This window comes from Amycolatopsis nalaikhensis (assembly GCF_030264295.1).
Lineage (GTDB): Bacteria > Actinomycetota > Actinomycetes > Mycobacteriales > Pseudonocardiaceae > Amycolatopsis > Amycolatopsis nalaikhensis.
Window position 1 is genome coordinate 6076084 of sequence record NZ_CP127173.1, and the last position, 23866, is coordinate 6099949.

General features: G+C 72.8%; 19 protein-coding genes and 1 pseudogene. 14 read left to right on the forward strand and 6 right to left on the reverse strand.

What is annotated here, in order from left to right:
• Positions 1 to 249: 249 nt before the first annotated feature.
• A complete protein-coding gene (locus QP939_RS29700) occupies positions 250 to 1050 on the forward strand; it encodes an ABC transporter permease (protein WP_285449488.1) in 801 nt (266 codons plus the stop codon).
• Positions 1050 to 1871, forward strand: coding sequence for an ABC transporter permease (locus QP939_RS29705; RefSeq protein ID WP_285449489.1), 822 nt, complete (start codon positions 1050 to 1052; stop codon positions 1869 to 1871). Before QP939_RS29700 ends, QP939_RS29705 begins: the two co-directional genes overlap by 1 nt.
• On the opposite strand, the gene QP939_RS29710 is transcribed toward QP939_RS29705, so the two are convergent.
• Positions 1868 to 3295 carry a S8 family peptidase gene (locus QP939_RS29710; protein WP_285449490.1) on the reverse strand — a complete coding sequence of 476 codons (1428 nt, stop codon included), beginning with the start codon at positions 3293 to 3295 and terminating at the stop codon, positions 1868 to 1870. The two genes, QP939_RS29705 and QP939_RS29710, sit on opposite strands and share 4 nt — an antisense overlap.
• 657 nt (positions 3296 to 3952) lie before the next feature.
• On the opposite strand from QP939_RS29710, the pseudogene QP939_RS29715 reads away from it, so the two are divergent.
• From QP939_RS29715 to proB, 5 genes and pseudogenes are all read left to right on the forward strand, one after another.
• Positions 3953 to 6890: pseudogene (locus QP939_RS29715) on the forward strand (translation initiation factor IF-2 N-terminal domain-containing protein).
• Between the two features lie 164 nt (positions 6891 to 7054).
• Entirely contained in the window at positions 7055 to 7369 is a 315-nt protein-coding gene (gene rplU, locus QP939_RS29720; RefSeq protein ID WP_125315034.1) for a 50S ribosomal protein L21, read from the forward strand.
• Positions 7370 to 7409: 40 nt separating this feature from the next.
• Positions 7410 to 7667 carry a 50S ribosomal protein L27 gene (gene rpmA, locus QP939_RS29725; RefSeq protein WP_086846674.1) on the forward strand — a complete coding sequence of 86 codons (258 nt, stop codon included), beginning with the start codon at positions 7410 to 7412 and terminating at the stop codon, positions 7665 to 7667.
• 108 nt (positions 7668 to 7775) lie between these two features.
• Positions 7776 to 9233 carry a GTPase ObgE gene (gene obgE / locus QP939_RS29730; protein WP_285449491.1) on the forward strand — a complete coding sequence of 486 codons (1458 nt, stop codon included), beginning with the start codon at positions 7776 to 7778 and terminating at the stop codon, positions 9231 to 9233.
• A complete protein-coding gene (gene proB, locus QP939_RS29735; protein ID WP_285449492.1) occupies positions 9230 to 10339 on the forward strand; it encodes a glutamate 5-kinase in 1110 nt (369 codons plus the stop codon). The genes obgE and proB overlap by 4 nt, the downstream gene beginning before the upstream one ends.
• Positions 10340 to 10352: 13 nt before the next feature.
• Here the strand turns inward: proB and QP939_RS29740 are convergent, their stop codons facing one another.
• From QP939_RS29740 to QP939_RS29760, 5 genes are all read right to left on the reverse strand, one after another.
• On the reverse strand, positions 10353 to 10637 hold the full coding sequence (locus QP939_RS29740) for a putative quinol monooxygenase (RefSeq protein WP_285449493.1): 285 nt from the start codon (positions 10635 to 10637) through the stop codon (positions 10353 to 10355).
• The gene (locus tag QP939_RS29745) at positions 10634 to 11020 is read right to left on the reverse strand and encodes a PPOX class F420-dependent oxidoreductase (RefSeq protein WP_285449494.1); all 387 of its coding nucleotides are present in this window, start codon (positions 11018 to 11020) and stop codon (positions 10634 to 10636) included. Before QP939_RS29745 ends, QP939_RS29740 begins: the two co-directional genes overlap by 4 nt.
• Positions 11021 to 11031: 11 nt before the next feature.
• Positions 11032 to 12756: an arginine--tRNA ligase gene (gene argS, locus QP939_RS29750; protein WP_285449495.1), complete on the reverse strand. Its 1725-nt coding sequence runs from the start codon at positions 12754 to 12756 to the stop codon at positions 11032 to 11034.
• Between the two features lie 69 nt (positions 12757 to 12825).
• Entirely contained in the window at positions 12826 to 14112 is a 1287-nt protein-coding gene (locus QP939_RS29755; protein WP_285449496.1) for an MFS transporter, read from the reverse strand.
• 98 nt (positions 14113 to 14210) lie between these two features.
• Positions 14211 to 16322, reverse strand: a complete 2112-nt coding sequence (locus tag QP939_RS29760) for a RecQ family ATP-dependent DNA helicase (protein ID WP_285449497.1) — start codon at positions 16320 to 16322, stop codon at positions 14211 to 14213.
• 197 nt (positions 16323 to 16519) lie between these two features.
• Between QP939_RS29760 and nadD the strand changes: the two genes are divergently transcribed.
• From nadD to QP939_RS29795, 7 genes are all read left to right on the forward strand, one after another.
• On the forward strand, positions 16520 to 17089 hold the full coding sequence (gene nadD / locus QP939_RS29765) for a nicotinate-nucleotide adenylyltransferase (protein WP_239071095.1): 570 nt from the start codon (positions 16520 to 16522) through the stop codon (positions 17087 to 17089).
• 59 nt (positions 17090 to 17148) lie between these two features.
• Positions 17149 to 17544 carry a ribosome silencing factor gene (rsfS, locus tag QP939_RS29770; protein ID WP_125314748.1) on the forward strand — a complete coding sequence of 132 codons (396 nt, stop codon included), beginning with the start codon at positions 17149 to 17151 and terminating at the stop codon, positions 17542 to 17544.
• The gene (locus QP939_RS29775; RefSeq protein ID WP_285449498.1) at positions 17541 to 18152 is read left to right on the forward strand and encodes a histidine phosphatase family protein; all 612 of its coding nucleotides are present in this window, start codon (positions 17541 to 17543) and stop codon (positions 18150 to 18152) included. Before rsfS ends, QP939_RS29775 begins: the two co-directional genes overlap by 4 nt.
• 3 nt (positions 18153 to 18155) lie before the next feature.
• Positions 18156 to 18884 (forward strand): diglucosylglycerate octanoyltransferase, encoded by a 729-nt coding sequence (gene octT, locus QP939_RS29780; protein WP_285449499.1) that lies wholly within the window; start codon positions 18156 to 18158, stop codon positions 18882 to 18884.
• A 4-nt stretch (positions 18885 to 18888) separates the two neighbouring features.
• Positions 18889 to 19746 (forward strand): DegV family protein, encoded by an 858-nt coding sequence (locus tag QP939_RS29785; protein ID WP_285449500.1) that lies wholly within the window; start codon positions 18889 to 18891, stop codon positions 19744 to 19746.
• 148 nt (positions 19747 to 19894) lie between these two features.
• Positions 19895 to 20617, forward strand: a complete 723-nt coding sequence (locus QP939_RS29790) for a ComEA family DNA-binding protein (protein ID WP_285449501.1) — start codon at positions 19895 to 19897, stop codon at positions 20615 to 20617.
• A 626-nt stretch (positions 20618 to 21243) separates the two neighbouring features.
• Positions 21244 to 23625, forward strand: a complete 2382-nt coding sequence (locus tag QP939_RS29795; protein WP_285449502.1) for a ComEC/Rec2 family competence protein — start codon at positions 21244 to 21246, stop codon at positions 23623 to 23625.
• Positions 23626 to 23866 lie beyond the last annotated feature (241 nt).

A 23866-nucleotide genomic window follows, 5' to 3' on the forward strand; every position in this document is an offset into this window, starting at 1 on the left:
CGATGCTGCTGCCTGGCAGCGCGGTGGGCTCCTCCCAGCCCGCGCGGGTGGCGAGCATTGCGGTCGCGGAAGCGGCGGCGTCCCAGCCCATCCCGCCGCTCAGCGGCGTGGCCTCGTTCGCGGCGGCGTCCCAGCCCAAACCGCCGCCCGGCAGCGCGGCCGCACCCTCCCAACCCACTCGGCCGCCCACCACCGCACCCCAGCCGTGCCCCCGACCCCACACCGCGCGCACCCCCTCCGGGAGCCGCGATGACGGTCTCCACCGGCCGCGTGGTCGGCAAGTGGCAGGGAGCCTGGCTCCAGGTCGAGGGCCGCTGGACCTGGTACCGCCGCCACTGGGTGTCCACTTTGTACTCGACCGGCCTCCAGCCCGTCCTCTTCCTGGCCGCGATGGGCCTCGGCTTCGGCTCGCAGGTCCAGCCGGGCGCGGTCACCGGCGGCCTGTCCTACCTCCAGTACATCGCCCCGGCCCTCCTCGCCGCGGGGGCCGCGCAGCAGGCGGTCGGCGAGTCGAGCTACCCGGTGCTGTCCGGTTTCAAGTGGCAGAAGGAGTACCTGGCCGTCACGGCCACCCCGGTGTCGCCGGGCCAGGTGGTCGGCGGCCACCTGATCTGGTCGGCCCTCCGGCTGACCTTGGCGGGCGCGATCTACGCGCTGGTCGCCCTGTTCTTCGGCGCCTGGACCGGCCCGGGCGTCCTGCTGGTGATCGTCGCGGGCACGGTCACCGGTCTCGCCTGCACCACCCCGATGGCGGCGCTGGCCGCGCACACCTTTGACGAGGGTCAGCGGTTCGGCCTGATCTTCCGCTTCGTCGTGATGCCGATGACGTTGTTCTCCGGCACGTTCTTCCCGATCTCGCAGCTGCCGGGCGCGATCCGCTGGCTCGCCTGGATCTCGCCGTTGTGGCACGGCACGCAGCTGGCTCGCGGCGTGAGCGTCGGCGGGGTCGGCGCCTGGGCGATGCTCGGCCACTTCGCCGTTCTCGCGGCGCTGTTCGCGGCCGGGTGGGCGGTCGCGCACCGGGCCTTTTACCGGAGGCTGGTGGTCTGATGGTGTCCGTCGAAGCCCGAGCCGGTCTGCTGCTGCGGATCCTCCCGCCCGGCCTGTACGCGGGCCGGGCGCGCATGCTCGTCGAACGCTCGGTCATGGTGTACCGCGGCAGCTGGCTGATCTTCCTGTCCGGCGCGGTCGAGCCGTTCCTCTACCTGCTCGCGTTCCAGCTGGGCTTCGGCAGGCTGGTCACGGAGGTGGCGGGCCCGGACGGTCACCCGATGAGCTACGTCGCGTTCGTCGCCCCGGCTTTGCTGGCGACGTCGGCGATGAACGGCGCCGTCTTCGAGTCGACGTACAACCTGTTCTTCAAGCTGCGCTACGCGAAGCTGTACGACGCGATGCTGGCGACGCCGATCGGCCCGCTGGACGTCGCCCTCGGCGAAATAGGCTGGGCGATCACTCGCGGCGGCCTCTACGCGGTGGCGTTCCTCGGCATCGCGGCGGCGATGGGCCTGCTGGCGTCGTGGTGGGCCGTGCTGATGGTGCCGGCGGCGCTGCTGGTGGGCCTGGCGTTCTCGGCGATCGGCATGGCACTGGTGACGTTCCTGCGGTCAACCGCCCAGTTCGACTACATCCAGCTGGGCCTGACCCCGATGTTCCTGTTCGCGACGACGTTCTTCCCGCTGTCGGTGTACCCGGAGCCGCTGCAGTGGGTGGTCCGCTGCCTGCCGCTGTACCACGCGATCGAGCTGATGCGCGGCCTGGCAACGGGCCTCCTCTCCGGCGGCATGCTGGTCAACCTGGCGTACCTGCTGGTCCTGGGCGCGGTGGGCCTGTGGGCGTCGACGCGGCGGATCGCCAAGCTCTTGCTGACCTAACGGGCGGGGTCGGGCCGTCCCCGCGGGGCGACGGCCGCCAGCGCGTCGACCATCCCGTGCCCGTAGAAGCCGTTGAACTCCTCGTACCCCGCGCAGTACGCGTCCTGCGTCCCGTCCCCGGTGAGGTCGTAGTCGGCCGGGCACGGCATCGGCATCGCGCCGCGGTCGAGCGTGCGGCGCAGCTGCCGTGGCCGGGCCTCCCGGTCCTTCGACGCCAGCAGCGCGAGCACCCCGGTCACGTGCGGGGCGGCCATCGACGTCCCGCACAGCGGCGCGTACCCGCCCGGCACCGTCGAGAGCACGCACTCGCCGGTCTCCCCACCAGGAGCCGTGACGTCGATCACGCCCAGTCCGTACGAGCTGTAGCCCGCCTTCACGCGGTCCGAGCCCACGGCCGACACCGCGACGACGTCCCGCAGCCCGGCGGGCAGGGCTTCGCAGCCGCTGCCTGCGCCGGGCGAACCCGAGCGCGCCGACGGCGTCAGGTCGACCGCCTCGTTGGTCGCCGCCGCGACGTTCAGCGTCCCGGCCGCCGTGCTGTACTCCACCGCGCGGGCCAGGGCTTCGTGCACCACGCCGCGGTCGTTGCCGCGGATGCACGACAGCGTCCACGGGTTGACGAAGTAGCTGCTGTTCGTCAGCCGCAGGTGCCGCGACGCCGCCCACATCAGCCCGCACACCGCCGCTTCGGGGTCGGCGTAGCCGCGGTCGTCGATCACCTTCACCGACGCCACACGCACCCCGGGCGCCACGCCCGTCACGCCGTGGCCGTCGTCGGCCGCCGCGATGATGCCCGCGACGTGCGTGCCGTGCACCGACGTCGTCGGGGCCCACGCCGCCGTCGACCGGTCGGGGGCGCCGGTCAGGCAGCCCGCCGAGTCGTCGCGGTCCAGTGCCTGCGCGAGGTCCGGGTGGTCCGGGTCGATCCCGGAGTCGAGCACGCCGACGACGACGTCGCGGCTGCCGTCGGTGAACGCGTGCGCCTTCCCGGCGTTGATCATCCGCATGTCCCACTGGCGCGCGCTCAGGTCGGCGTCGGGCACCTTCGCGGGATCGGTGGCGGGCAGGACGGCCCGCGCGGGCTGGGGCTTCACCGTGTCGGTGGCGCGCTGCGCGGCCAGCCGCGACGCCTGGGCGGAGAACGCCCGGTCCAGCCCGATCCGCTCGCCGAAACCGGAGTCGCCGGACGTGGCGACCGCGACGGCGATCTGCGGGTAGTAGACGGTGGTCGCGCCGCAGGCCCCGGTGATCTGCGACCGCGCGGTGGCCTCAGGAGTGCCGCGGTCGAAGGTGACGACGTAGCGCAGGGCCCGGCCGTGGCCGCAGGCGGGCTCGTCGGCCGCCGCCGGACCGGCGGTGACGCATCCCGAAAGCACCAGGACGGTGCACACGACCGCTCGCAGCGGCCGCGCCAGCAGGGACACCGGACCTCCCACCGGATGCAGGAACCGCGGGTGCCGGCGCGCGAGATCCCGGTCACCCCGAGCCGCACGGTAGCCACCCCGTGCCCGGCGGACAAGCGGTACGGCCAAGTTCCCCCGGCCGGTGGGCCCGGCGACGTGGCCCGAAGCGTGCTGAAGGGGACGTTCGTCTCGTCCGACGCGCTGAAGGGTCCTTTCCTCGCATGTGATGAGACGAACGGACCCTTCAGCCCGCCCCGGCCGGTGGGCTCGCGGCGCGCCCGGCGGCGTGGGCGGAGGTACCGAGTACACCGGAGCAGTCACCCGGTGTGGGATACTCGGGGTGGCCGCTGGGCCGCGGGGCGCACGTGAGAGGTGCTGCCTGCGGCGTTGTGGCCCGGTGAGGTGCATGTACAGCACGACGCGCGTCGCCGCCCGTTGGCGGGCGGCTGGACGACGTGGCGGGCGGCCCGGGGGCCGCGAATGCCTGGCCACGCACAGCGCCGAGCAGACCTTTGACCGGGTTGCGCGTCACCGAGTGCGGTGGTGCGGCGCCCGGTCGTCGGGCAAGGATTCCCGTCGCTGGTGACCACCACGGCGGAACGAGCAGAAAGGGGCCCCTGCGCGGCCGCGTCCCTGCCGGTGCGAACCGGCAGACGCGCCCGGGGGCGGAGGAGACACATGTCGAACGCGGAAACACCCGCCGAGCACAGCGGCGGGAATCCCGCCACACCCACGACCGGGCCGCTGGCCGACCTGCCCGCCCGGATCCGGGTGCACGCGCTGGCCAAGCTGCTCGAGTCGCACAGCCGGGACGTCCTCGCGAAGCTCGCCGAACTGGGCGAGACCGTGCGCAGCGCACAGTCGAGCGTGACCAGGGATGTGGCGCTCAAGGTCGCCGAGGCCTTCACGCCCGGCGACGCGGCCGCCGAGGCCGCGCCCGAAGCGGCGGACCAGCCGGTTCCCGCCGCGCAGCCCGAAGCTCCGGCCGGGCCGCCGCCGGTGCCCGAGGTGCCGGTCGCGGAGGCCGAGAAGCCGCGCCCGCGTCAGAAGACCCGCGCCCACCTGCCGGTCTTCGCCGCGCCGTCGCCGGTCTTCCTGCCGCCGGAGCCCGCCGAGCCCGCGGCCAAGCCGGCCCGCAAGCCCGCCGACCCGTTCGCGGAGCCGGAGCTCCGGCCCGAGCCCGAGCCCGAGGTCGCCGAGGACGAGACCGAAGACACGTCGGGCGCCGACACGGGCCTCGACGAAGACGGCGAGGACGGGGGCAGCCGCCGCCGTCGCCGCCGGGGCCGTCGCGGCCGCGGCCGCGGCAAGGGCGCCGAGGGTGGCGACGAGTCCGCCGAGAACGAGGACCAGTCCGAAGAGCAGCAGCCGCGCCGCAAGAGCCGCAACGGGGACGAAAAGCCCGAAGCGGACAGCGAAGAGGCCGAGGAGACCGCTGAGTCGGCTTCGGACTCCGAAAGCGACTCCGACGAGGGTGAAGGCGGCAGCAAGCGCCGTCGTCGCCGCCGTCGCCGCAAGGGCTCGGACGGCGACGAGGCCGAGACCACGGACGACCCGCCCAACACCGTCACGCACGTCCGCCAGGCCAAGGCCGAGCAGGCCGAGCGCCCGGCGCGCGACGAGGTCCGCAGCGTCCGCGGCTCGACGCGGCTGGAGGCCAAGCGCCAGCGCCGCCGCGACGGCCGCGAGGCCGGCCGCCGCCGCGCCCCGATCCTGTCCGAGGCCGAGTTCCTCGCCCGGCGCGAGTCGGTCGAGCGCACGATGGTCGTCGCCGAGAAGGGCGACTCGACGCAGATCGGCGTGCTCGAGGACGGCGTGCTGGTCGAGCACTTCGTGACGCAGTCGGGCTCCGGCTCGATCGTCGGCAACGTCTACCTCGGCCGCGTCCAGAACGTGCTGCCCTCCATGGAGGCCGCGTTCATCGACATCGGCCGCGGCCGCAACGCCGTGCTGTACGCCGGTGAGGTCGACTGGGACGCCGCCGGTCTCGAGGGCAAGGCCCGCAAGATCGAGCAGGCGCTGTCGACCGGCGACTCCGTGCTGGTCCAGGTCACCAAGGACCCGGTCGGGCACAAGGGCGCCCGGCTGACCACGCAGATCTCGCTGCCCGGCCGCTTCCTGGTGTACGTCCCCGCGGGCGGCGCCACCGGCATCTCCCGCAAGCTGCCGGAGAACGAGCGCCGCCGCCTGAAGGACATCCTCAAGCGGATCGTCCCGGAGGACGCGGGCGTCATCATCCGCACCGCCTCCGAGGGCATCAGCGAGGAGGAGCTGGCTCGCGACGTCGACCGCCTGAAGGCGCAGTGGGACGTCATCAAGGAGAAGGCCGCCGCCGGTTCCGGCAAGAAGGGCGGCGCGCCGACCATGCTCTACGAAGAGCCGGACCTGCTGGTCAAGGTCGTGCGTGACCTCTTCACCGAGGACTTCGCGAAGCTGGAGATCCAGGGCAACCGGTCGTGGGAGACCATCCACGGCTACGTCCAGCACGTCGCGCCGGACCTGACCGACCGGCTCAAGCGCTACACCGGCACCGGCGACGCGTTCGCCGACCACCGGATCGACGAGCAGATCACGAAGGCCCTCGACCGCAAGGTCTGGCTGCCCAGCGGCGGTTACCTGGTCATCGACCGCACCGAGGCGATGACGGTCATCGACGTCAACACCGGCAAGTTCACCGGTTCGGGTGGCAACCTCGAGGAGACGGTGACCCGCAACAACCTGGAGTCGGCGGAGGAGATCGTCCGCCAGCTCCGGCTGCGGGACATCGGCGGCATCATCGTGATCGACTTCATCGACATGGTGCTCGAGTCCAACCGCGAGCTGGTGCTGCGCCGCCTCACCGAGTGCCTCGGGCGCGACCGCACGCGCCACCAGGTCGCCGAGGTGACCTCGCTCGGCCTGGTGCAGATGACCCGCAAGAAGATCGGCACCGGCCTGCTGGAGGCGTTCTCGACGCCCTGCGAGCACTGCAAGGGCCGGGGCGTGATCGTCTCGACCGAGCAGCCGCGCACGCACTCCCACGGCGGTGGCAACGGCAACGGCGGTGGCAACGGCGGCGGCGGGGAGAGAGCTCCGCCGGTCGCGGGGCCGCGGCAAGGGCGAGGAGGCCGCGAAGGAGCCGGCCGAAGCCGCCAAGGCCGAGGTCCACGCCGTCCCGACGCCGGAGCAGCGCGAGTCGATCGCGTCGGCGGTGGCGGCGATGGCGAACGCGTCGAAGGCCGCCAAGGAGCACGACCACGGCGCGGTCAACGGCACCGGGCCCGTCCCGGAGCCCGCCAAGGAGGTCGCGGACACCGCCGCGACCACGGAGGCGGACGAGACGCCCGTGACGGCCGAGCCGCCCGCGGAGCCCGCCCAGGAGGTCGCGGACGTCCCGGTGACCACCGAGGCGGACGAGACGCCGGTGCCGCTGGACGAGGAGCCCGCCGTCGAGTCGTCGTCGGCGCCCGAGCCGGCCGAAGAGCCGGTGAACGAGTCTTCGGAGGCCGCTGAGCCGGTCGCCGAACCCGAGGTCAGCGTGCCCGAACCGGCCGCGCGCCCGACCCGGCGCCGTCCGCGCCGGGCCGCGTCGCGACCGGCGGGCCCGCCGGTGCACGCCTCGGACCAGAGCAACTGAACGACTAGGGGACCCCGGTGGTAACGCACCGGGGCACCCCACGTAACCTGTAGTACGGCCTGCCACCAGAGCAGGCCGCCTGCGCGAGTCCAGGACCGCCGTTTCCACCAGGTGGGCCGGTCGCGCAAGCCCCCACCCATTGTCGAGTAATGCAGGAGACTTCCGTGTCGGCGTACGCGATCGTCAAGACCGGCGGCAAGCAGTACAAGGTGGCCGTCGGCGACGTCGTCGAGGTCGAGAAGCTCGAGGGCGAGCCGGGCACCGAGCACACCTTCCCCGCCGTGCTGTTCGTGGACGGTGGCGAGGTCACCACGGACGCCGACGCGTTGGCGAAGGTCTCGGTCACCGGCAAGGTCGTCGAGCAGACCAAGGGTCCGAAGATCCGGATCCACAAGTTCAAGAACAAGACGGGCTACCACAAGCGCCAGGGTCACCGGCAGAAGCTGACCCGCGTCGAGGTCACCGCCATCTCCAAGTAGTTCTTCTCCGGATCTTCGTTTTCAGAAAGAGGATTGAGCTATGGCTCACAAGAAGGGTGCGTCCAGCTCCCGCAACGGTCGTGACTCGAACGCGCAGCGCCTCGGCGTCAAGCGCTTCGGCGGCCAGGAAGTCAACGCGGGCGAGATCCTGATCCGCCAGCGCGGCACCAAGTTCCACCCCGGCGTGAACGTCGGCCGTGGCGGCGACGACACGCTGTTCGCCCTGGCCGCCGGCGCGGTCCAGTTCGGCGAGAAGCGTGGCCGCAAGACGGTCAACATCGTACCGTCGGAAGCCTGAGTCTCGGCTTCTGTCTAGACCTCTGACGAGGGGTGGGGCCGGAATATCCGGTGCCACCCCTCGTTTGTTTTGTTCGTACCTTGTCGTTGAGTGAAGTGAGGCAGAGTCATGGCGTCCCGGTTCGTGGACCGCGCGGTCATCCACCTGACCGCCGGTGACGGGGGCAACGGCTGCGCCTCGGTGCACCGCGAGAAGTTCAAGCCCCTCGGCGGCCCCGACGGCGGCAACGGCGGCAACGGCGGCGACGTCCTGCTGGTCGTCGACCCGAACGTGCACACCCTGCTGGACTTCCACTTCCGCCCGCACGCGAAGGCGGGCAGCGGCAAGATGGGCCAGGGCGGCAACCGCGCGGGCGCGGCGGGGGAGACGCTGGTGATGAAGGTGCCGTCCGGCACCGTCGTGTTCACCGAAGACGGCGAGATGGTCGCCGACCTGATTGGCCCCGGCACCACGTTCGTCGCCGCCCAGGGCGGCCGCGGCGGTCTCGGCAACGCGGCGCTCGCGTCGAAGGCCCGCAAGGCCCCCGGGTTCGCCCTGCTGGGCGAGCCGGGCGAGGCCCGCAGCCTGACGCTGGAGCTGCGCTCGGTCGCCGACGTCGGCCTGCTCGGGTTCCCGTCGGCCGGCAAGTCGTCGCTGATCTCGGTGCTGTCCGCGGCCAAGCCGAAGATCGCCGACTACCCGTTCACCACGCTGGTGCCGAACCTCGGCGTCATCACCGGCGGCGACACGGTGTTCACGATGGCCGACGTGCCCGGCCTGATCCCCGGCGCGTCCGAGGGCAAGGGCCTCGGCCTCGACTTCCTGCGCCACATCGAGCGCTGCGCGGTGCTGGTGCACGTCGTCGACTGCGCCACGCTGGAGCCCGGCCGCGACCCGGTGTCCGATGTGGACGCGCTGGAGGCCGAGCTGGCGAAGTACACGCCGAGCCTCGGCGGGAAGCTCGAGGAGCGGCCGCGTGTCGTCGTCCTCAACAAGATCGACATCCCGGAGGCGGCCGAGCTCGCCGAGTTCGTCCGGCCGGAGTTCGAAGCCCGCGGCCTCCGCGTGTTCGAGGTTTCCACGGCGTCGCGCAAGGGCCTGCGGGAGCTGACGTTCGCGCTGGCCGCGATCGTCGAGGAGTACCGCGAGGCGCAGCCGGTGCTGGAGCCGGAGAAGATCGTGCTGCGGCCGCTCGCCGTCGACGACTCCGGGTTCACCGTCGAGATCGACCCGGAGGAAGAGGGCGCGTTCATCGTGCGCGGCGCCCGCCCGGAGCGGTGGATCCGCCAGACGAACTTCGCCAACGACGAGGCCGTCGGCTACCTGGCCGACCGGCTCAACCGCCTGGGCGTCGAGGACGAGCTGGCGAAGCTCGGCGCGAAGCCGGGCAGCCCGGTCACGATCGGCGACGTCCAGTTCGAGTGGGAGCCGTCGACGCCGTCGGTGGCGGTCCACCTGTCCGGGCGCGGCACGGACGTCCGGCTGGAGCGCAGCGACCGCGTCGGCGCGGCCGAGCGCAAGGAGGCCCGCCGGATCCGCCGCGAAGGCACGGGCGAGTTCGACGAAGACGTGGACGTCGAAGAGTGAGCGGCACGCGTGAGGCCATCGCCGCCGCCCGGCGGCTGGTGGTCAAGGTCGGTTCGTCGGCGCTGACGACGGCGGGCAGCGGCCTCGACGCCGCCCGCCTGGACGCCCTGGTCGACGCGATCGCCGAGCGCGTCGCCCGCGACACGCAGATCGTCCTGGTGTCCTCGGGCGCGATCGGCGCGGGCCTGGCTCCGCTGTCCCTGGGCAAGCGGCCGCGAGACCTGGCGACCCAGCAGGCGGCGGCGAGCGTCGGCCAGCTGGCGCTGGCGCACGCGTACGCGGAGTCGTTCGGGCGGTACGCGCTGACGGTCGGGCAGGTGCTGCTGACGTCCGACGACGTCGTCCGCCGTTCGCACTACCGCAACGCGCAGCGCACGTTCTCCCGGCTGCTGGCCCTGGGCGCGGTCCCGGTGGTGAACGAGAACGACACGGTGGCGACGGAGGAAATCCGCTTCGGCGACAACGACCGCCTGGCGGCCTTGGTGGCGCACCTGATCGGCGCGGACGCACTGATCCTGTTGTCCGATGTGGACGGCCTGTACGACGGCGACCCGCGTGAAGGGGCCACCCGCAAGCTGACCGAGGTCCTCTCGGAGTCCGATGTGGACGGAATATCGGTCGGCATGTCCAGCTCCGGCCTGGGAACGGGCGGAATGGTCTCGAAGCTGGCGGCCGCCCGGACGGCGGCGGGAGCGGGCATCCCGGTCCTCCTGGCGGCGGCCTCGGAAGCCTCGGCGGCGTTGACAGCGGCATCGCCGGGAACGGCGTTCGCCCCGGCGGACACGCGGCTGTCGGCGCGCAGGTTCTGGCTGGGCTACGCGGCGGACACCACGGGCAGGCTCCGCCTCGACGACGGCGCGGTGAAGGCGGTGGTCGGCCGCCGGAGGTCATTGCTGGCGGCGGGAATCACGGGCGTGGCGGGCGAGTTCCAGGCGGGCGACGTGGTGGACCTGGTGGACGCGAAGGACCGCCCGGTGGCCCGCGGCGTGGTGGCGTTCGACGCGACGGAGCTGCCGGACCTGATCGGCCGCTCGACGCACGAGCTCCCGGCGGAGCAGCGCCGCGAGGTGGTCCACGCGGACGACTTGGTCCCCCTGCGCCGCTAGCCCCACCGGCGCGTCACGGCGCTTCGACGGCCGAAATCCGGTAGCGCGCCACGGACGCGTCGAGGATCCGGGCGGCCTGCTCGTCGGACGGCCCGGACCCGCGGAAGCGCTCGAGGTCCTCATCGGATTCCCAGCGCTCGTACACGGTGACCCGGCCGGGATCGAGCAGGTCGGCACCCAGCGCGTACTCGAGGCAGCCGGGCGCCGCCCGCGCGAGCCGGACGGCTTCGACGCAGCTTTCGAGGTAGGTGTCACTCTCTTCGGGAGCGACGGCGAGCCACCCGGCGACGATGATCATGACGTGATCCGATCCGCTTTTATGGTCAGGAGCAGCCGCGTCTGGTCGCGCCCGCCCCACCACGGGTACGGGCCACCGAGGTACCGCTGCGCCAGCTTTTCGATGTGCTCGACCGCGCCGTCCTCGGTCGTGTCGATGACCTGCCCGCGGATCGCGTAGTAGCGCGACGGCCGCTCACGGTCGGCGACGTTCAGCGCCACCCGCGGGTCACGCTCGATGTTCCGCTGCTTCTGGTGCCCCAGCACGGTGTTGACGAGGACGTGCGTGCCGTCGGTGTCCACCCAGGTCTGGGTGAGCTGCGGCGAGCCGTCGGGCATCGACGTCGCGAGGAAGCAGAGGCTGGGTTCGCGCAGCAGCGCGACCAGGTCGCCGGGCAGTTCCACAGTGGCCTCCGCTAAAGCCGTTCGGGCGCCTCGATCCCGAGCAAGGAGAGCCCGAGCGCGAGCGTGTGCGACGTCAGCGTAGTCAACCGCAGCCGCGACGCGCGCAACTCCGGCGACGGCGCCTTGAGCACCGGACATTCGGTGTAGAACTGGGAAAAGGCGACCGCCGTCTCGTACAGGTACGTACAGAGCTTATGCGGCGCGTACGCGCTCGTCGCAGCCTTCAGCGCTTCGCCGAACCTGAGCAGCTTCAGTGCCAACGCACGCTCCGCCGCCGCTTCGAGCATGATCTCCGTGCCGTCGGGCACGCCGCCCGCCTTGCGGAGGATCGACTCCGTCCGCGCGTGCGCGTACTGCAGGTACACCGAGGTGTTGCCCTCGGTGGCGAGCATCCGGTCCCAGGCGAAGACGTAGTCGCGTTCGCGGTCGCCGGACAAGTCGGCGTACTTGACCGCGCCGATGCCCACCGCCCTCGCGACCTCGGCCTGCTCCGCGGCGTCGAGCTCACTGCGTTCGGCGACGACGGCCGCCGCGTGCGCCACGGCTTCGGTCAGCAGGTCGGCCAGTTTCACCGTGTCGCCTGCGCGGGTCCGCATCGTCTTGCCGTCCGCGCCCAGCACCGTGCCGAAGCCGATGTGCTCGGCGTTGCCCGTCAGCCAACCCGCCGCGCGGCAGACGGCGAACACCATCGCGAAGTGCTGCGCTTGCGGCGCCCCGACGACGTAGAGCAGGTCGGTCGCGCCGCGTTCGGCCGTCCAGTAGCGAACGGTCGCGAGGTCGGTCGCGGCGTACCCGTAGCCGCCGTCGCGCTTGCGGACGATCAGCGGCAGCCGGTCGCCCTCGCGGTTGCGGAAGCCTTCCGGGAACACGCAGACCGCGCCGTCGCTGAGTTCGGTCAGCCCGGCCTTTTCGAGGTCTTCGACCACGGCGGCGAGATACGGGTTGTAGAAGCTCTCGCCGTAGATGTCCTTGTCGGTGAGAGAAATCCCGAGCAGCGCGTAGACCTCGTTGAAGTGCCGCGTCGACTCCGCGATGAGCTCACGCCAGATTCCGAGCGTCTCTTCGTCGCCGCTCTGCAGCAGCACGACTCGCTCGCGCGACCGCGTCGCGAACGCTTCGTCACCGTCGAACTTCCGGCGTGCCTCGCGGTAGAAAGCGTCGAGGTCGGCGATCGCGCGGTGCTCCGACGAGACGTCGAGGAGGTGCTCGATGAGCATGCCGAACGGCGTGCCCCAGTCACCGAGGTGGTTGTGCGGCAGCACTTCGTGCCCGGCGAAGCGCAGGAGCCGGGCCAGCGCGTCGCCGATCACCGACGTGCGCAGGTGCCCGACGTGCATCTCCTTGGCGACGTTCGGGCTGCTGTAGTCGAGCGCGATCCGCCGCGGCGACGCCGTTTCCGGCACGCCGAGACGCGGATCGCCGAGCAGCGCGGCGGTGCGCGTTTCGAGCCAGTCCCGCCGCAGCACGAAGTTGAGGAACCCGGGGCCGGCCACTTCGGGCGGGTCCGCGATCCCGTCGAGCTCCAGTGCCCCGGCGATCAGCCCGGCGACCTCACGCGGCGGGCGGCCGAGCCGCTTGCCGAGGCTCATGGCGAGGTTGCCCTGGTAGTCGACGCCGTCGCGGGGCGACGCCTGGATCAGCGCCTGCTCGGGCGTCAGCTCGACATCCAGTGCCCGGCGGGCGGCGGACACCACGCGGCGCGCCAGCTCCTCGGTAACGTCGGCGGTCTGCTGCACGGTGTCCCTCCTTCGGCTCAGTGACGGAGTCCGAAGCCTAGCGAGCGTCACCGAGCGGTGACGAAGGGATTAGCGCAGCTCGCTGCCCTTCGTCTCGGGCAGCGTGAGGATGACGGCGAACGCGATCGCCGCGCCCACGGCCACATACCAGAAGTAGAGCGTCTGCGAGACCGTGCCGAAGAGCGTGATGAGCAGGGGAGCGGTGCCGCCGAAGACCGCGACGGTCAGGTTGTACCAGGCACCGATGCCCAGCCCGCGCAGTTCGGTCGGGAACAGCTCGCTCATGATGGCCGGCGCGATCGACGTCATCGCCGTGTACAGCCCGAGCCCGACGCAGAACACCACGAGCAGCCCGCCGATGTTCGGCCCGATCAAAGTGGACAGTGGCACGACGACGACCGCCGTCACCCCCGACCAGACGAGCAGCTGCGGCTTCCGCCCGGCCCGGTCGGCGAGCGCGCCCATCGGGTACTGCAGCGCGATGAACAACGCCGTGCCGACCGAAAGCGCGAGGAAGACCGCGTCGGCGTCCGCGTGCCGGTTCTTCACCGCGAACGACGTCAGCGCGCTGAAGAACGTGTAGTAGCAGAGCGTCGAGAGCATCGTGAAACCGACGAGCCTGCCGACGGCTTTGGGGTGGTGCGTCAACGTCGTCAGCAGCGGGCGCTCGAGCTTCCGAGCCTTGGTCTTCTTCTGCTCGAACAGCTCGGTCTCGGCGAGACTCCGGCGCAGCCACAGCCCGACCAGGCCGAATACGCCGCCCAGCAGGAACGGCAGCCGCCAGCCCCAGGACGCGAGCTCCGCCTTGTCCAGCGCCCGGGCCAGTACGAAGCCGAGCACGGTCGCGACCAGGACCGCCGACCCGGTCGAGATGTAGAAGAACGCCGAGTACCGGCCCCGCCGCTCCGGCGGCGCGATCTCGCCCAGGTAGGCCGACGCGTTCGACACCTCGCCGCCGAGCGACAGCCCCTGCGCGACGCGGGCGAGCAGCAGCAGGATCGGCGCGAGCCACCCGACCTGGGAGAACGTCGGCAGCAGCCCGATCGCGACCGAGCCGCCCGCCATCAGCAGGATGGTGAGGATCATGGCCGGCTTGCGTCCCCGGGTGTCGGCGAAGCGCCCGAGCAGGACGCCGCCGAGCGGCCGGAAGAAGAACGCGAGCGCGTAGGTCGCGAACGTGTTGATCAGGGCCAGGGTCTCGTTGCCGGAGGGGAAGAACGCGCCGGCGAAGTAGATGCTGAACGTCGCGTAGATGGTCCAGTCGAACCACTCCAGCGCGTTGCCCGCGCTGGCCGCGAACAGTTTGCGCACCGGCAGCCGGTGCCGCTGGGATACCTGCACGGTGGACTCGGTCATGGCGGCCTCCACGTCACCCGAAGGTGGAACGGGACTTTGCCACATTCGTTCGCGGTGCGAAAGGTTCTGTCTGTCCGAAGTTCGTGTTCTCCTTTCCGCTATGCCGTACTGGCCAAGGCGAAGGGCAACACCGCCGGGGACCCGGCCCGCCGCAGCAACCGGGCGGCCAGCGTCATCGTCCAGCCCGTGTCGATGACGTCGTCCACCAGCAGGATCGGCCCGGCGGGCAACGTCGCCGCGAGGTCGGCGGGCATGCTCATCCGCCGCCACAGGTCGGCCAGCCGTTGCGCGCTGTTCGCCTGCCTCGGCGGCGGGCCCTCGGCGTCGAGCGCGCCGAGGAAGTCCAGCCTGCCGATCTCGGCCAGCCGCGTGGCGAGGCTGTACACGAGCTGCGGCCGCGTCGAGGAAGGCACCGCGACCACCGCCACCGGCCGTTCCGTCCACTGCCACCCGGCGAGCACCTGGACGCACGCCTTGAACACCGAGTCCGGCACCTCGGCGTCCTTCGCCTGCGGCCCGACGAGCTCCCGCAGCCGGTTGCCCCAGCCGACGTCGGTGAGCCGCCCGAGCACCTGGCCCGGCTCGGCCTGGTCGTCGGCCGAGATCCGGCCGGAGACCGGGATGTCCAAAGAGGACATTCCGGTGGGCCACTGCTTCCGGGGCGCGACCTCGACCCCCGGGCGCTGCAGCCGTTCGCGGGTCGCCTCGGCGACGTCGTCGGCCACCGTGGTGTCCCAGTGGTCGCCGGTGCAGTTGTCGCACCGCCCGCACGGCGCCGCCTCGGGGTCGTCGAGCTGGCGCCGCAGGTACTCCATCCGGCAACCCTCGGTCGCGAGGTAGCCGAGCATCGCCTCCTGCTCGCGGTCACGGGCCTCGGCGACGCGCTGGTACCGCCCGCGGTCGTACTGCCACTCCTCACCCGTGCTCGTCCAGCCGCCCTTCACGCGCCGCACCGCGCCGTCGACGTCCAGCACCTTGAGCACCATCTCCAGGCGGGAGCGGGAAAGCTCCACCGACGGCTCGAGCGCGGCCGTCGACAATGGACGGTCGGCGTACGCCAGCGTGTTCAGCACCTGGGTCACCCGCAGCTCGTCCGGGAACGCGAGCGAGCCGAAGTACGCCCAGATCGCCTTGTCCTCCTCGCCGGGCAGCAGCACGACCTCGGCGCGCTCGACGCCACGCCCGGCGCGGCCGACCTGCTGGTAGTACGCGATCGGCGACGACGGAGCACCGAGGTGCACGACGAACCCGAGGTCCGGCTTGTCGAACCCCATGCCCAGTGCGGACGTCGCGACCAGGGCTTTGACGCGGTTGCCGAGCAGGTCGTCCTCGGCCGCCTGACGGTCGGCCGGGTCGGTCTTGCCGGTGTAGGCCGCCACCGGGTAGCCGCGGTCCTTCAGCAGCGACGCGACGTCGTGCGCCGCCGCCACGGTCAGCGTGTAGATGATCCCGGAGCCGGGCAGCTCGGCCAGGTGCTCGGCGAGCCACGCCAGCCGCGCCTGCGACGTCGGCAGCCGGCACACCGACAGCCGCAGGCTTTCCCGGTCGAGGCTGCCGCGCAGCACCAGCGTGTCGGCGCCGGTGCCGAGGCCGAGCTGCTCGGCGACGTCGGTGACGACGCGGTCGTTCGCCGTCGCCGTGGTCGCCAGCACCGGCACGCCGTCGGGCAGGTCGCCCAGCAACGTCCGCAGGCGCCGGTAGTCGGGCCGGAAGTCGTGGCCCCAGTCGGAGATGCAGTGCGCCTCGTCGACCACCAGCAGGCCGGTGCTCGCGGTCAGCTTCGGCAGCACGTTGTCGCGGAAGTCCGGGTTGTTCAGCCGTTCGGGGCTGACCAGCAGGACGTCCACCTCGCCCGCCGCGACCGCCGCCTGGACCTGGTCCCACTCCTGGGCGTTCGCCGAGTTCATGGTCGCCGCGTGGATCCCGGCCCGCGCCGCCGCCGAGATCTGGTTGCGCATCAGCGCGAGCAGCGGCGAGACGATCACCGTCGGCCCGCTGCCCTGTTCCCGCAGCAGCGCCGTGGCCAGGAAGTACACCGCCGACTTGCCCCAGCCGGTGCGCTGCACGACCAGCGCGCGGCGGCGCTGCGCGACCAGTGCCTCGATGGCCGTCCACTGGTCTTCGCGCAGCTTCGCCGAGTCGCCGGCCAATGCCCGGAGGAGGGTTTCGGCGCGGTCCCGGAGTGCTGAGGCGGTGCTGGTGGTGTCCACGTCCCCACGTCTACCCCATGGGACCGACAGACCGGGAATCGGCGGCGCCGCGAACGGAAGGTTCGCGACCGATACGGGCCGTAATGTGATCTGAATCACAGGATTTGCCCGGTCGGGCGAGGTGGTGAACAGCACCCGACGATCCGCGCTTCCGCTGTATAGGCTCCTCAGTCATGTCACCACGGCGGATCGGGGTCATGGGCGGCACGTTCGACCCCGTGCACCACGGCCACCTCGTCGCGGCCAGCGAGGTCCAGTCCCGGTTCGGGCTCGACGAGGTGATCTTCGTCCCCACCGGCCAGCCGTGGCAGAAGACCGGCCGCCAGGTGACCAAGGCCGAGGACCGCTACCTGATGACGGTCATCGCGACCGCGTCCAACCCGGTGTTCTCGGTCAGCCGCGTCGACATCGACCGCGGCGGCCAGACCTACACCGTCGACACCCTGCGCGACCTGCACGCGGAGTACCCCGACGACGAGCTCTTCTTCATCACCGGCGCCGACGCGCTCGAGCAGATCCTGACCTGGCACAAAGCCGACGAGCTGTTCGACTTCGCGCACTTCATCGGCGTCACGCGGCCCGGCTACCGGCTCAACTCGCACCACCTGCCCAGCGGCAAGGTGAGCCTCGTCGAGGTCACCGCGATGGCCATTTCGTCCACGGGCTGCCGCGACCGCGTCGAGCGCGGGGAGCCGGTCTGGTACCTCGTTCCCGACGGCGTCGTCCGCTACATCGCCAAGAAGGATCTGTACCGGAAGAGCGACTGAAGCGCCCCTGGTCCCGGCGGGTACCCTTCTCGGGCGAACCCGATCTGAGAAGGAGCACCGTGGCAGCCACGTCCGAGGCACGAGAGCTGGCCGTAGCGGCCGCACACGCGGCGGCGGACAAGAAGGCCAGCGACGTAGTCGTGCTGGACGTGTCCGAGCAGCTCGTCATCACCGACGCCTTCGTCATCGCCTCCGCGTCCAACGAGCGCCTGGTCGGCGCGATCGTCGACAACGTCGAGGAGAAGCTGCGCGAGAGCGGGCACAAGCCGGTCCGCCGCGAAGGCGCCCGCGAGGGGCGCTGGGTGCTGCTCGACTACGTCGACGTCGTCGTGCACGTCCAGCACGTCGAAGAGCGCACGTTCTACGGCCTCGAGCGGCTGTGGAAGGACTGCCCGCGCATCGAGGTGGACGGCCTCGAGGAGCCGCCCGCCGACGAGGACCCGGACGTCCCGTGAGCCCGCGGCGGCTCGTGCTCTGGCGCCACGGCGAGACGGACTACAACGCCGCCGGGCGGATGCAGGGGCACCTGGACTCGGCGCTGACCCCGGTCGGCTGGAACCAGGCCCGGTTCGCGGTCCCCGCGCTGGCCCGGTTCTCCCCGGACCTCGTCATCGCGTCCGACCTGCGCCGCGCCACCGACACGGCCACCGTGCTCACCGACGCGATCGGCGTCCCGCTGCGGATCGACAAGCGGCTGCGCGAGACGCACCTCGGCGAATGGCAGGGGCTGACCGGCGCGGAGGTCGACGAGGCCTACCCCGGCGAGCGCGCCCGCTGGCGCACCGACGCGACGTGGGCGCCGCCGGGCGGCGAGAACCGCGTCGACGTCGCCGACCGCGCCGGTGAAGTGGTCGCCGACCTGCAGGCCAACGCCGAGGTGGGCGACACGGTGCTGCTGGCCGCGCACGGCGGGCTGATCATCGCGCTCACCGCACGGCTGCTGAAGCTGCCGGTGGAGATCTGGCCGTCGCTGGGCGGGATCCAGAACTGCCACTGGGTCGAACTGGGCTGGCGCGACGGCAAGTGGCGGTTGCACGCCTACAACGCGGGGATGCACGGCTAGCCGATGGGGCCGCGCCTGCTGGTGTTCGGCGATTCGCTGAGCTTTCACGGTCCGGAAGGACCCTGCGCCGCGGACGAGCCGCGGCTGTGGCCGAACGTCGCGGCCGCCGCGCTGGGCGGCACCGCCGACCTGGTCGCCGGGATCGGCTGGACCGCGCGCGACGCCTGGTGGTCGCTGACCGGCGATCCCCGCGTCTGGGCCGACCTCCACCACGTCGACGCGGTCGTGCTGGCGGTCGGCAGCATGGACACGCTGCCCTCGCCGTTGCCGACCTACTTGCGCACGGGACTGCGGTACCTGCGTCCGGACCCGGTGCGGCGCGTGGTGCGCAAGGCCTATCTCGCGGCCCAGCCACGGCTGTCCGTCGCGTTCCGCGGGCGTCCCGCGGTGCTGCCCGCCAAGCTCACCGTGCAGTACCTCGACACGGCCGTCGGCGCGCTGCGCGTCCTGCGGCCGGAGCTGCCGATCTTCGGCTGGCTGCCGTCGGTGCACCGCGCGGCCGCCTACGGCAACGTCCACACGGCACGTCCCGCCGCGGCGGCCGCGATGGCGGCGTGGGGCGCGCGGGCCGGAATCCCGTTGCTGGACCTCGAAGCCGTCGTGGGGGAGCACGTGCTCGGCGGCGAGGGAAACCCGGACGGCATGCACTGGGGCTGGAAAGGACACGCCGCGGTCGGCGACGCGATGTCCGTGTTGATGGCGCCGGTGCTGGCCCCCCGGCACGTAGGCTGACGGCGTGTCGGTCGCCGTAGTCACGGATTCCACCGCCCACCTGCCGGAGGGCTTCGCCGAACGGCACGCGGTCCGGGTGGTGCCGCTGCACGTCCTGGTCGACGGCGTGGTCTCCCTCGACGGGGTCGAGACCGGTCCGGCGGCCGTCGCGGAGGCGATGAGCCAGCGCAAGATCGTCACGACGTCGCGGCCGACCCCCACCGAGTTCGTGAACGAGTACCGGGCGGCGCTGGCCGACGGCGCGGACGCGATCGTGTCGGTCCACCTCTCCCGTGAGCTTTCGGGCACCTGGGAAGCGGCGGTCCTGGCCGCGCAGGAGGTCGGGCCGGACCGGGTCCGCGTGGTCGACTCGCGCACCACCGCGATGGGGCTCGGCTTCGCCGCCCTGCACGCCGCTTCGGCCGCTTCCGCCGGGGCCGACGCGGCCGAGGTCGAAGCCGCCGCGGTGACCGCCGCCGGGTGCTCGTCGACGTTGTTCGTGGTGGAGACCCTGGACCACCTGCGCCGCGGCGGCCGCATCGGCCCGGCGGCGGCATTGCTGGGCACGGCGCTGGCGGTGAAGCCGGTGCTGCACATGTCCGAGGGCCGGATCCTCCCGCTGGAGAAGGTCCGCACGATGAACCGCGCGATCGCACGGCTGGTCGAGCTGGCCGCCAAGGCCGCGGCCGACGACGACGTCGAGCTGGCGGTGCACCACCTGGCGTCGCCCGAGCGGGCGGTCGAGCTGGCCAACCGGCTGGAGGAGGCGGTGCCCCGCTCGGCGGGCTGCGTGGTCTCCGAGCTGGGCGCGGTGATCGGGGCGCACACCGGGCCCGGCGTGCTCGGGGTGGTCGTCCAGCGCACCGTGCCGCCCCGTAGCTAGCCCGAACCCACCAGCATGCCACCCGGGTACGACGGAACCGGCCGTCCCCGGGCCGGGCCGGCCGGATCCGTCCACAACACCCCGGTTGTCCACAGGCCGCGACGGCACCCCTGTCGGACGCCTCCCCGCGGGCCCTAACGTCGATCGTGTGTTCGAGCAGACCGCCCGGGATCCGGGCCTCCCCGTCAACGACCGGCTCTCCTGGCTGGCCGACCAGCTCTCGCCCGACGCGAGCACGGTCGGCCCCGGAGGTCGCCTGGTCCGGCGCTGGCTGCCGGGTGGAACGGCCGGAGCGGGCCGCCGCCGGTGGGCGTTCGCCGGAGTGTGCGCGGCGGTCGTGGTGCTCATCCTCGGTTCGGTGGCCCTCCTCGGCGGCCGTCCGGCACCCGAGCCCGCACCCGCGCTTCCCACCGCGAAACCGGCGGCCGGCGCGGCGCCGGCCCGCGCCGCGCCCCAGGCGGGTCTCGTCATCAGCGTGATCGGCCGCGTCCGGTCACCGGGCTTGGTGACGGTGCCCCAGGGATCGAGGGTGGCGGACGTCCTGCGAGCGGCGGGCGGCGCGGAGCCGGGCACCGACCTGTCGACGCTGAACCTCGCCCGCCGGGTGGCGGACGGGGAGCAGCTGGCGGTCGGCATCCCGGCGCCCGCCGCCGCACCCGGCGACCCGGCGGGCGGCGGGAAGGTCGACCTCAACGCGGCGACCACCGACCAGCTGGACGCGCTGCCGGGGGTCGGCGAGGTGACGGCCAAGCGAATCATCCAGTGGCGCACCGACCACGGCGGCTTCGCCAAGATCGAGCAGCTGCGCGACGTCGAAGGCATCGGGGAGAGCAAGTTCGAGCGACTCCGCGAGCAGGTGACGGTCGGATGAGCGCGATCGAGCTGGTCTCGTGGGTTTCCAGCGGGTGGGCGACCATGCGGTTTCGGTGGCGCCCGGCCGATCGATCGCGGTCTCGCCGGTCGTCCCGCCGGGGACCACGCTCGTCCGAGCCCCGAGCCCCGAGCCCCGAGCCCCGAGCCCCGAGCCCCGAGCCCCGAGCCCCGAGCCCCGAGCCCCGAGCCCCGAGCCCCGAGCCCCGAGCCCCGAGCCCCGAGCCCCGAGCCCCGAGCCCCGAGCCCCGAGCCCCGAGCCCCGAGCACGAGCCGTGAGCCCCGGGCCTCCGAGCCGCGAGCCCCGAGCCCCGAGCCCCGAGCACGAGCCGTGAGCCCCGGGCCTCCGAGCCGTGAGCCCCGAGCCCCGAGCCCCGAGCCCCGAGCCCCGAGCCCCGAGCCCCGAGCACGAGCCGTGAGCCCCGGGCCTCCGAGCCGTGAGCCCCGAGCCCCGAGCCCCGAGCACGAGCCGTGAGGCCCGGCCTCCGAGCCGCGAGCCCCGAGCCCCGAGCCCTGGCCACCGGCGACCACTGCCCGCGGTCGCGACGGGGGGCCCGATGAGTGCCATCGAGCCGATCCCGCGGAGACACCCCCTCACTCGATCGCCGACCGTCCCGGAGAAGCCGAATGAGCACCATCCCCACCCCGGACACCCGCCAGGACATGCGGCTGGTCCCGGCCGCGCTGATTTGCTGGCTGGCCGCACTGGCCGGGCTCCTCCTCGGCTGGTGGACGGCCGTCGCGATCGGCCTGGCCTCGGCAGCGGTCGCCGGGCTGGTGCTGTGGCGAGCCCGCACCCGGCCCAGAGCGGTCAGCGCGGCGGCGGCGCTCCTGGTCCTGGGTCTCGTCACCGCCGGGCCGGTCGCCTGGCGCATCCGCGAGGCCCAGCACGACGAACTCCGCGCAGCCGCGGCCGAAGGACTTCCGGCGACGCTGCGGGTAGTCGTCGCCGAGCGACCGAAGCCCGTGCGAAGCGCGGGCTACGCCGACCAGCAGGCCGGAGCCCGATCGGTGGTCCTGGCCACCGAGGTGCGCACAGCGTCGGTCGACGGCCGCCTCGTCCCGTCGTCCGGCCGCGTACTCCTCCTCGCGCCGGTCGCGCAGTGGGCCTCCCTCCTGCCCGGCCAAGAGATAACCGCGACAGGCCGCCTGATGCCACCTCGCGGCGCGGACCTGACCGTCGCGGTCCTGTCCGTCCGCGGCCCGCCGGGCGAGCCGAGCCCGGCGCCGTGGTGGCAGCAAGCCGCGGCCGACCTGCGGGCGGGCCTCCACGACCTGTGCCAGTCCCTGCCGGACGAACCCGCGGGCCTCCTGCCGGGCCTGGTCCTGGGCGACACGAGCGCGCTGTCCCCGCGCGTCGAGCAGGAGTTCGTCACCGCGGGCCTGGCCCACCTCACGGCCGTCAGCGGCGGAAACCTCGCCGTGGCCTGTGGCGCGGTCCTGCTCCTGCTTCGCTTGCTGCGCCTGGGGCCTCGGCTCTCGGCAGTGGCGGCGGGAGCGTGCCTGGTGGGGTTCCTCGTCCTGGTCGGTCCGGAGCCGAGCGTCCTCCGCGCGGGCGTCATGGCGGCGGTCGCGTTGCTGGCCCTGGCTTTGGGACGGCGCGGTTCGGCGTTGCCCGCCTTGGCCTTCGCGGTGTGCGTGCTGGTGGTGGCGGACCCGGCGATGGCGACGGACTTCGGTTTCGCCCTCTCGGTGTTCGCGACCGCGGGCCTGGTCCTGCTCGCACCCCGCTGGGCCGATGCGCTGGTCCGCCGGGGCTTCCCACCGGGGTTCGCCGAAGGGCTGGCGATCCCGCTGGCGGCCTTCCTGGTCACGGCGCCGGTCCTCGCGGGCATGGCGGGCTCGGTCAGCCTGGTTTCGGTGCTGACCAACGTCCTGGCCGCTCCCGTCGTTGCCCCGGCGACTGTGCTCGGCGTGCTGGCGACGGTCGTCGGCCCGTGGTGGCCCGGCGCCGGGACGGTCCTCGTGCACCTGGCCGACCCGGAAGCGCGGTGGCTGATCACGGTGGCGCGGCACGGCGCGCGGGCCCCGGGCGCGGTCGTCGCCTGGCCCGGCGGATGGGCCGGTGGACTGCTGGCCGCCGTGGTGCTCGTGGTGCTGGTGCTCGCCGCCCGGCACCGGCGGGTCCGGCTGCTCATGGCGATTCTGGTCGTCGGCGCGCTGCTGGTGTTCGTGCCCGTGCGGGTGATCGCCCCGGCATGGCCGCCGCGGAACTGGGCGGTCGTCGAGTGCGACGTCGGCCAGGGCGACGCGCTCGTGCTGGCGACAGCCGAGCCGGGACGGGCCGTCGTCGTGGACGCCGGACCCGAGCCGGGCCCGGTCGACGAGTGCCTGCATCGGCTGGGTGTCGACCGGATTCCGTTGCTGGTGCTGAGCCACCTGCACGCCGACCACATCGGCGGGCTCGCGTCGGTCTTCGAGGGTCGCGCGGTCGGCGGGATCGCCGTCGGTCCCGGACGGGCGCCGGAGTGGGCGTGGCGTCAGGTCGCGGCGGAGGCCGCCCGGCAAGCGGTGCCGCTGGTGGAGCTGAGCCCGGGGGAGCGGCTGGACTGGCCCGGCTTGGCCCTCGACGTGCTCGGCCCGCGCTACGTCCCGGCGCGCGCGATCGGGCAGCAGGACGGCACCACGATCAACAACAGTTCGGTGGTGCTGCGGGCGGAAACCCCGGCGGGACGGGTGTTGCTGACGGGCGACGTCGAACTGGCGGCGCAGGCCGACCTCTTGGCCGACGTCGGTGATCTGAGAGCGGAGGTGTTGAAGGTGCCCCACCACGGTTCGCGCTACTCGCTGCCGTCGTTCCTCGGCGCGGTCGCCCCGCGGGTGGCATTGGTGAGCGTGGGCGCGGGCAACACTTACGGCCATCCCAGTAAGTCCACAATGGACGCATTGGCGGCTTTGGGTGCGCTGGTGGCCCGGACCGATGTGGACGGTGACACCGCGGTGGTGGGCGACCCGTCGGGCCCGGCCGTCGCCCGCCGAGGCGAGCCACGCGGCCCGCCCCGCCGCTGAGGAGCGCGTGTCGTCGAGCTGCGCGAGCCGTTGGCGGCCACTGCGGAGGGCCCCGGCGCTGAGCCGGGCGGGTCTTGTCGCCCCGCGCGCGATGCCTGACCGGACGTCCGGCGGCCTGGGGCGGCAGCACGCCCGCCCGTCGCTGAGGTGCGTCTGTCGTCGAGCTGCGCTAACCGAGTCGGTCGTCCCGGCACTGGCGCCCGGCAAGCCTGGGGCGGGCAGCTCGCCCGCCCCAGGAGGG

What these genes read in the sequence shown, in the direction of transcription:
- octT (WP_285449499.1), top strand. Translation starts at nt 18,156, where the DNA reads ATGGGGCCGCGCCTGCTGGTGTTCGGCGATTCGCTGAGCTTTCACGGT.
- rpmA (WP_086846674.1), top strand. Translation starts at nt 7,410, where the DNA reads ATGGCTCACAAGAAGGGTGCGTCCAGCTCCCGCAACGGTCGTGACTCG.
- QP939_RS29705 (WP_285449489.1), top strand. Translation starts at nt 1,050, where the DNA reads ATGGTGTCCGTCGAAGCCCGAGCCGGTCTGCTGCTGCGGATCCTCCCG.
- QP939_RS29740 (WP_285449493.1), bottom strand. Translation starts at nt 10,637, where the DNA reads ATGATCATCGTCGCCGGGTGGCTCGCCGTCGCTCCCGAAGAGAGTGAC.
- QP939_RS29795 (WP_285449502.1), top strand. Translation starts at nt 21,244, where the DNA reads ATGAGCACCATCCCCACCCCGGACACCCGCCAGGACATGCGGCTGGTC.
- QP939_RS29700 (WP_285449488.1), top strand. Translation starts at nt 250, where the DNA reads ATGACGGTCTCCACCGGCCGCGTGGTCGGCAAGTGGCAGGGAGCCTGG.
- QP939_RS29755 (WP_285449496.1), bottom strand. Translation starts at nt 14,112, where the DNA reads ATGACCGAGTCCACCGTGCAGGTATCCCAGCGGCACCGGCTGCCGGTG.
- nadD (WP_239071095.1), top strand. Translation starts at nt 16,520, where the DNA reads ATGGGCGGCACGTTCGACCCCGTGCACCACGGCCACCTCGTCGCGGCC.
- obgE (WP_285449491.1), top strand. Translation starts at nt 7,776, where the DNA reads ATGGCGTCCCGGTTCGTGGACCGCGCGGTCATCCACCTGACCGCCGGT.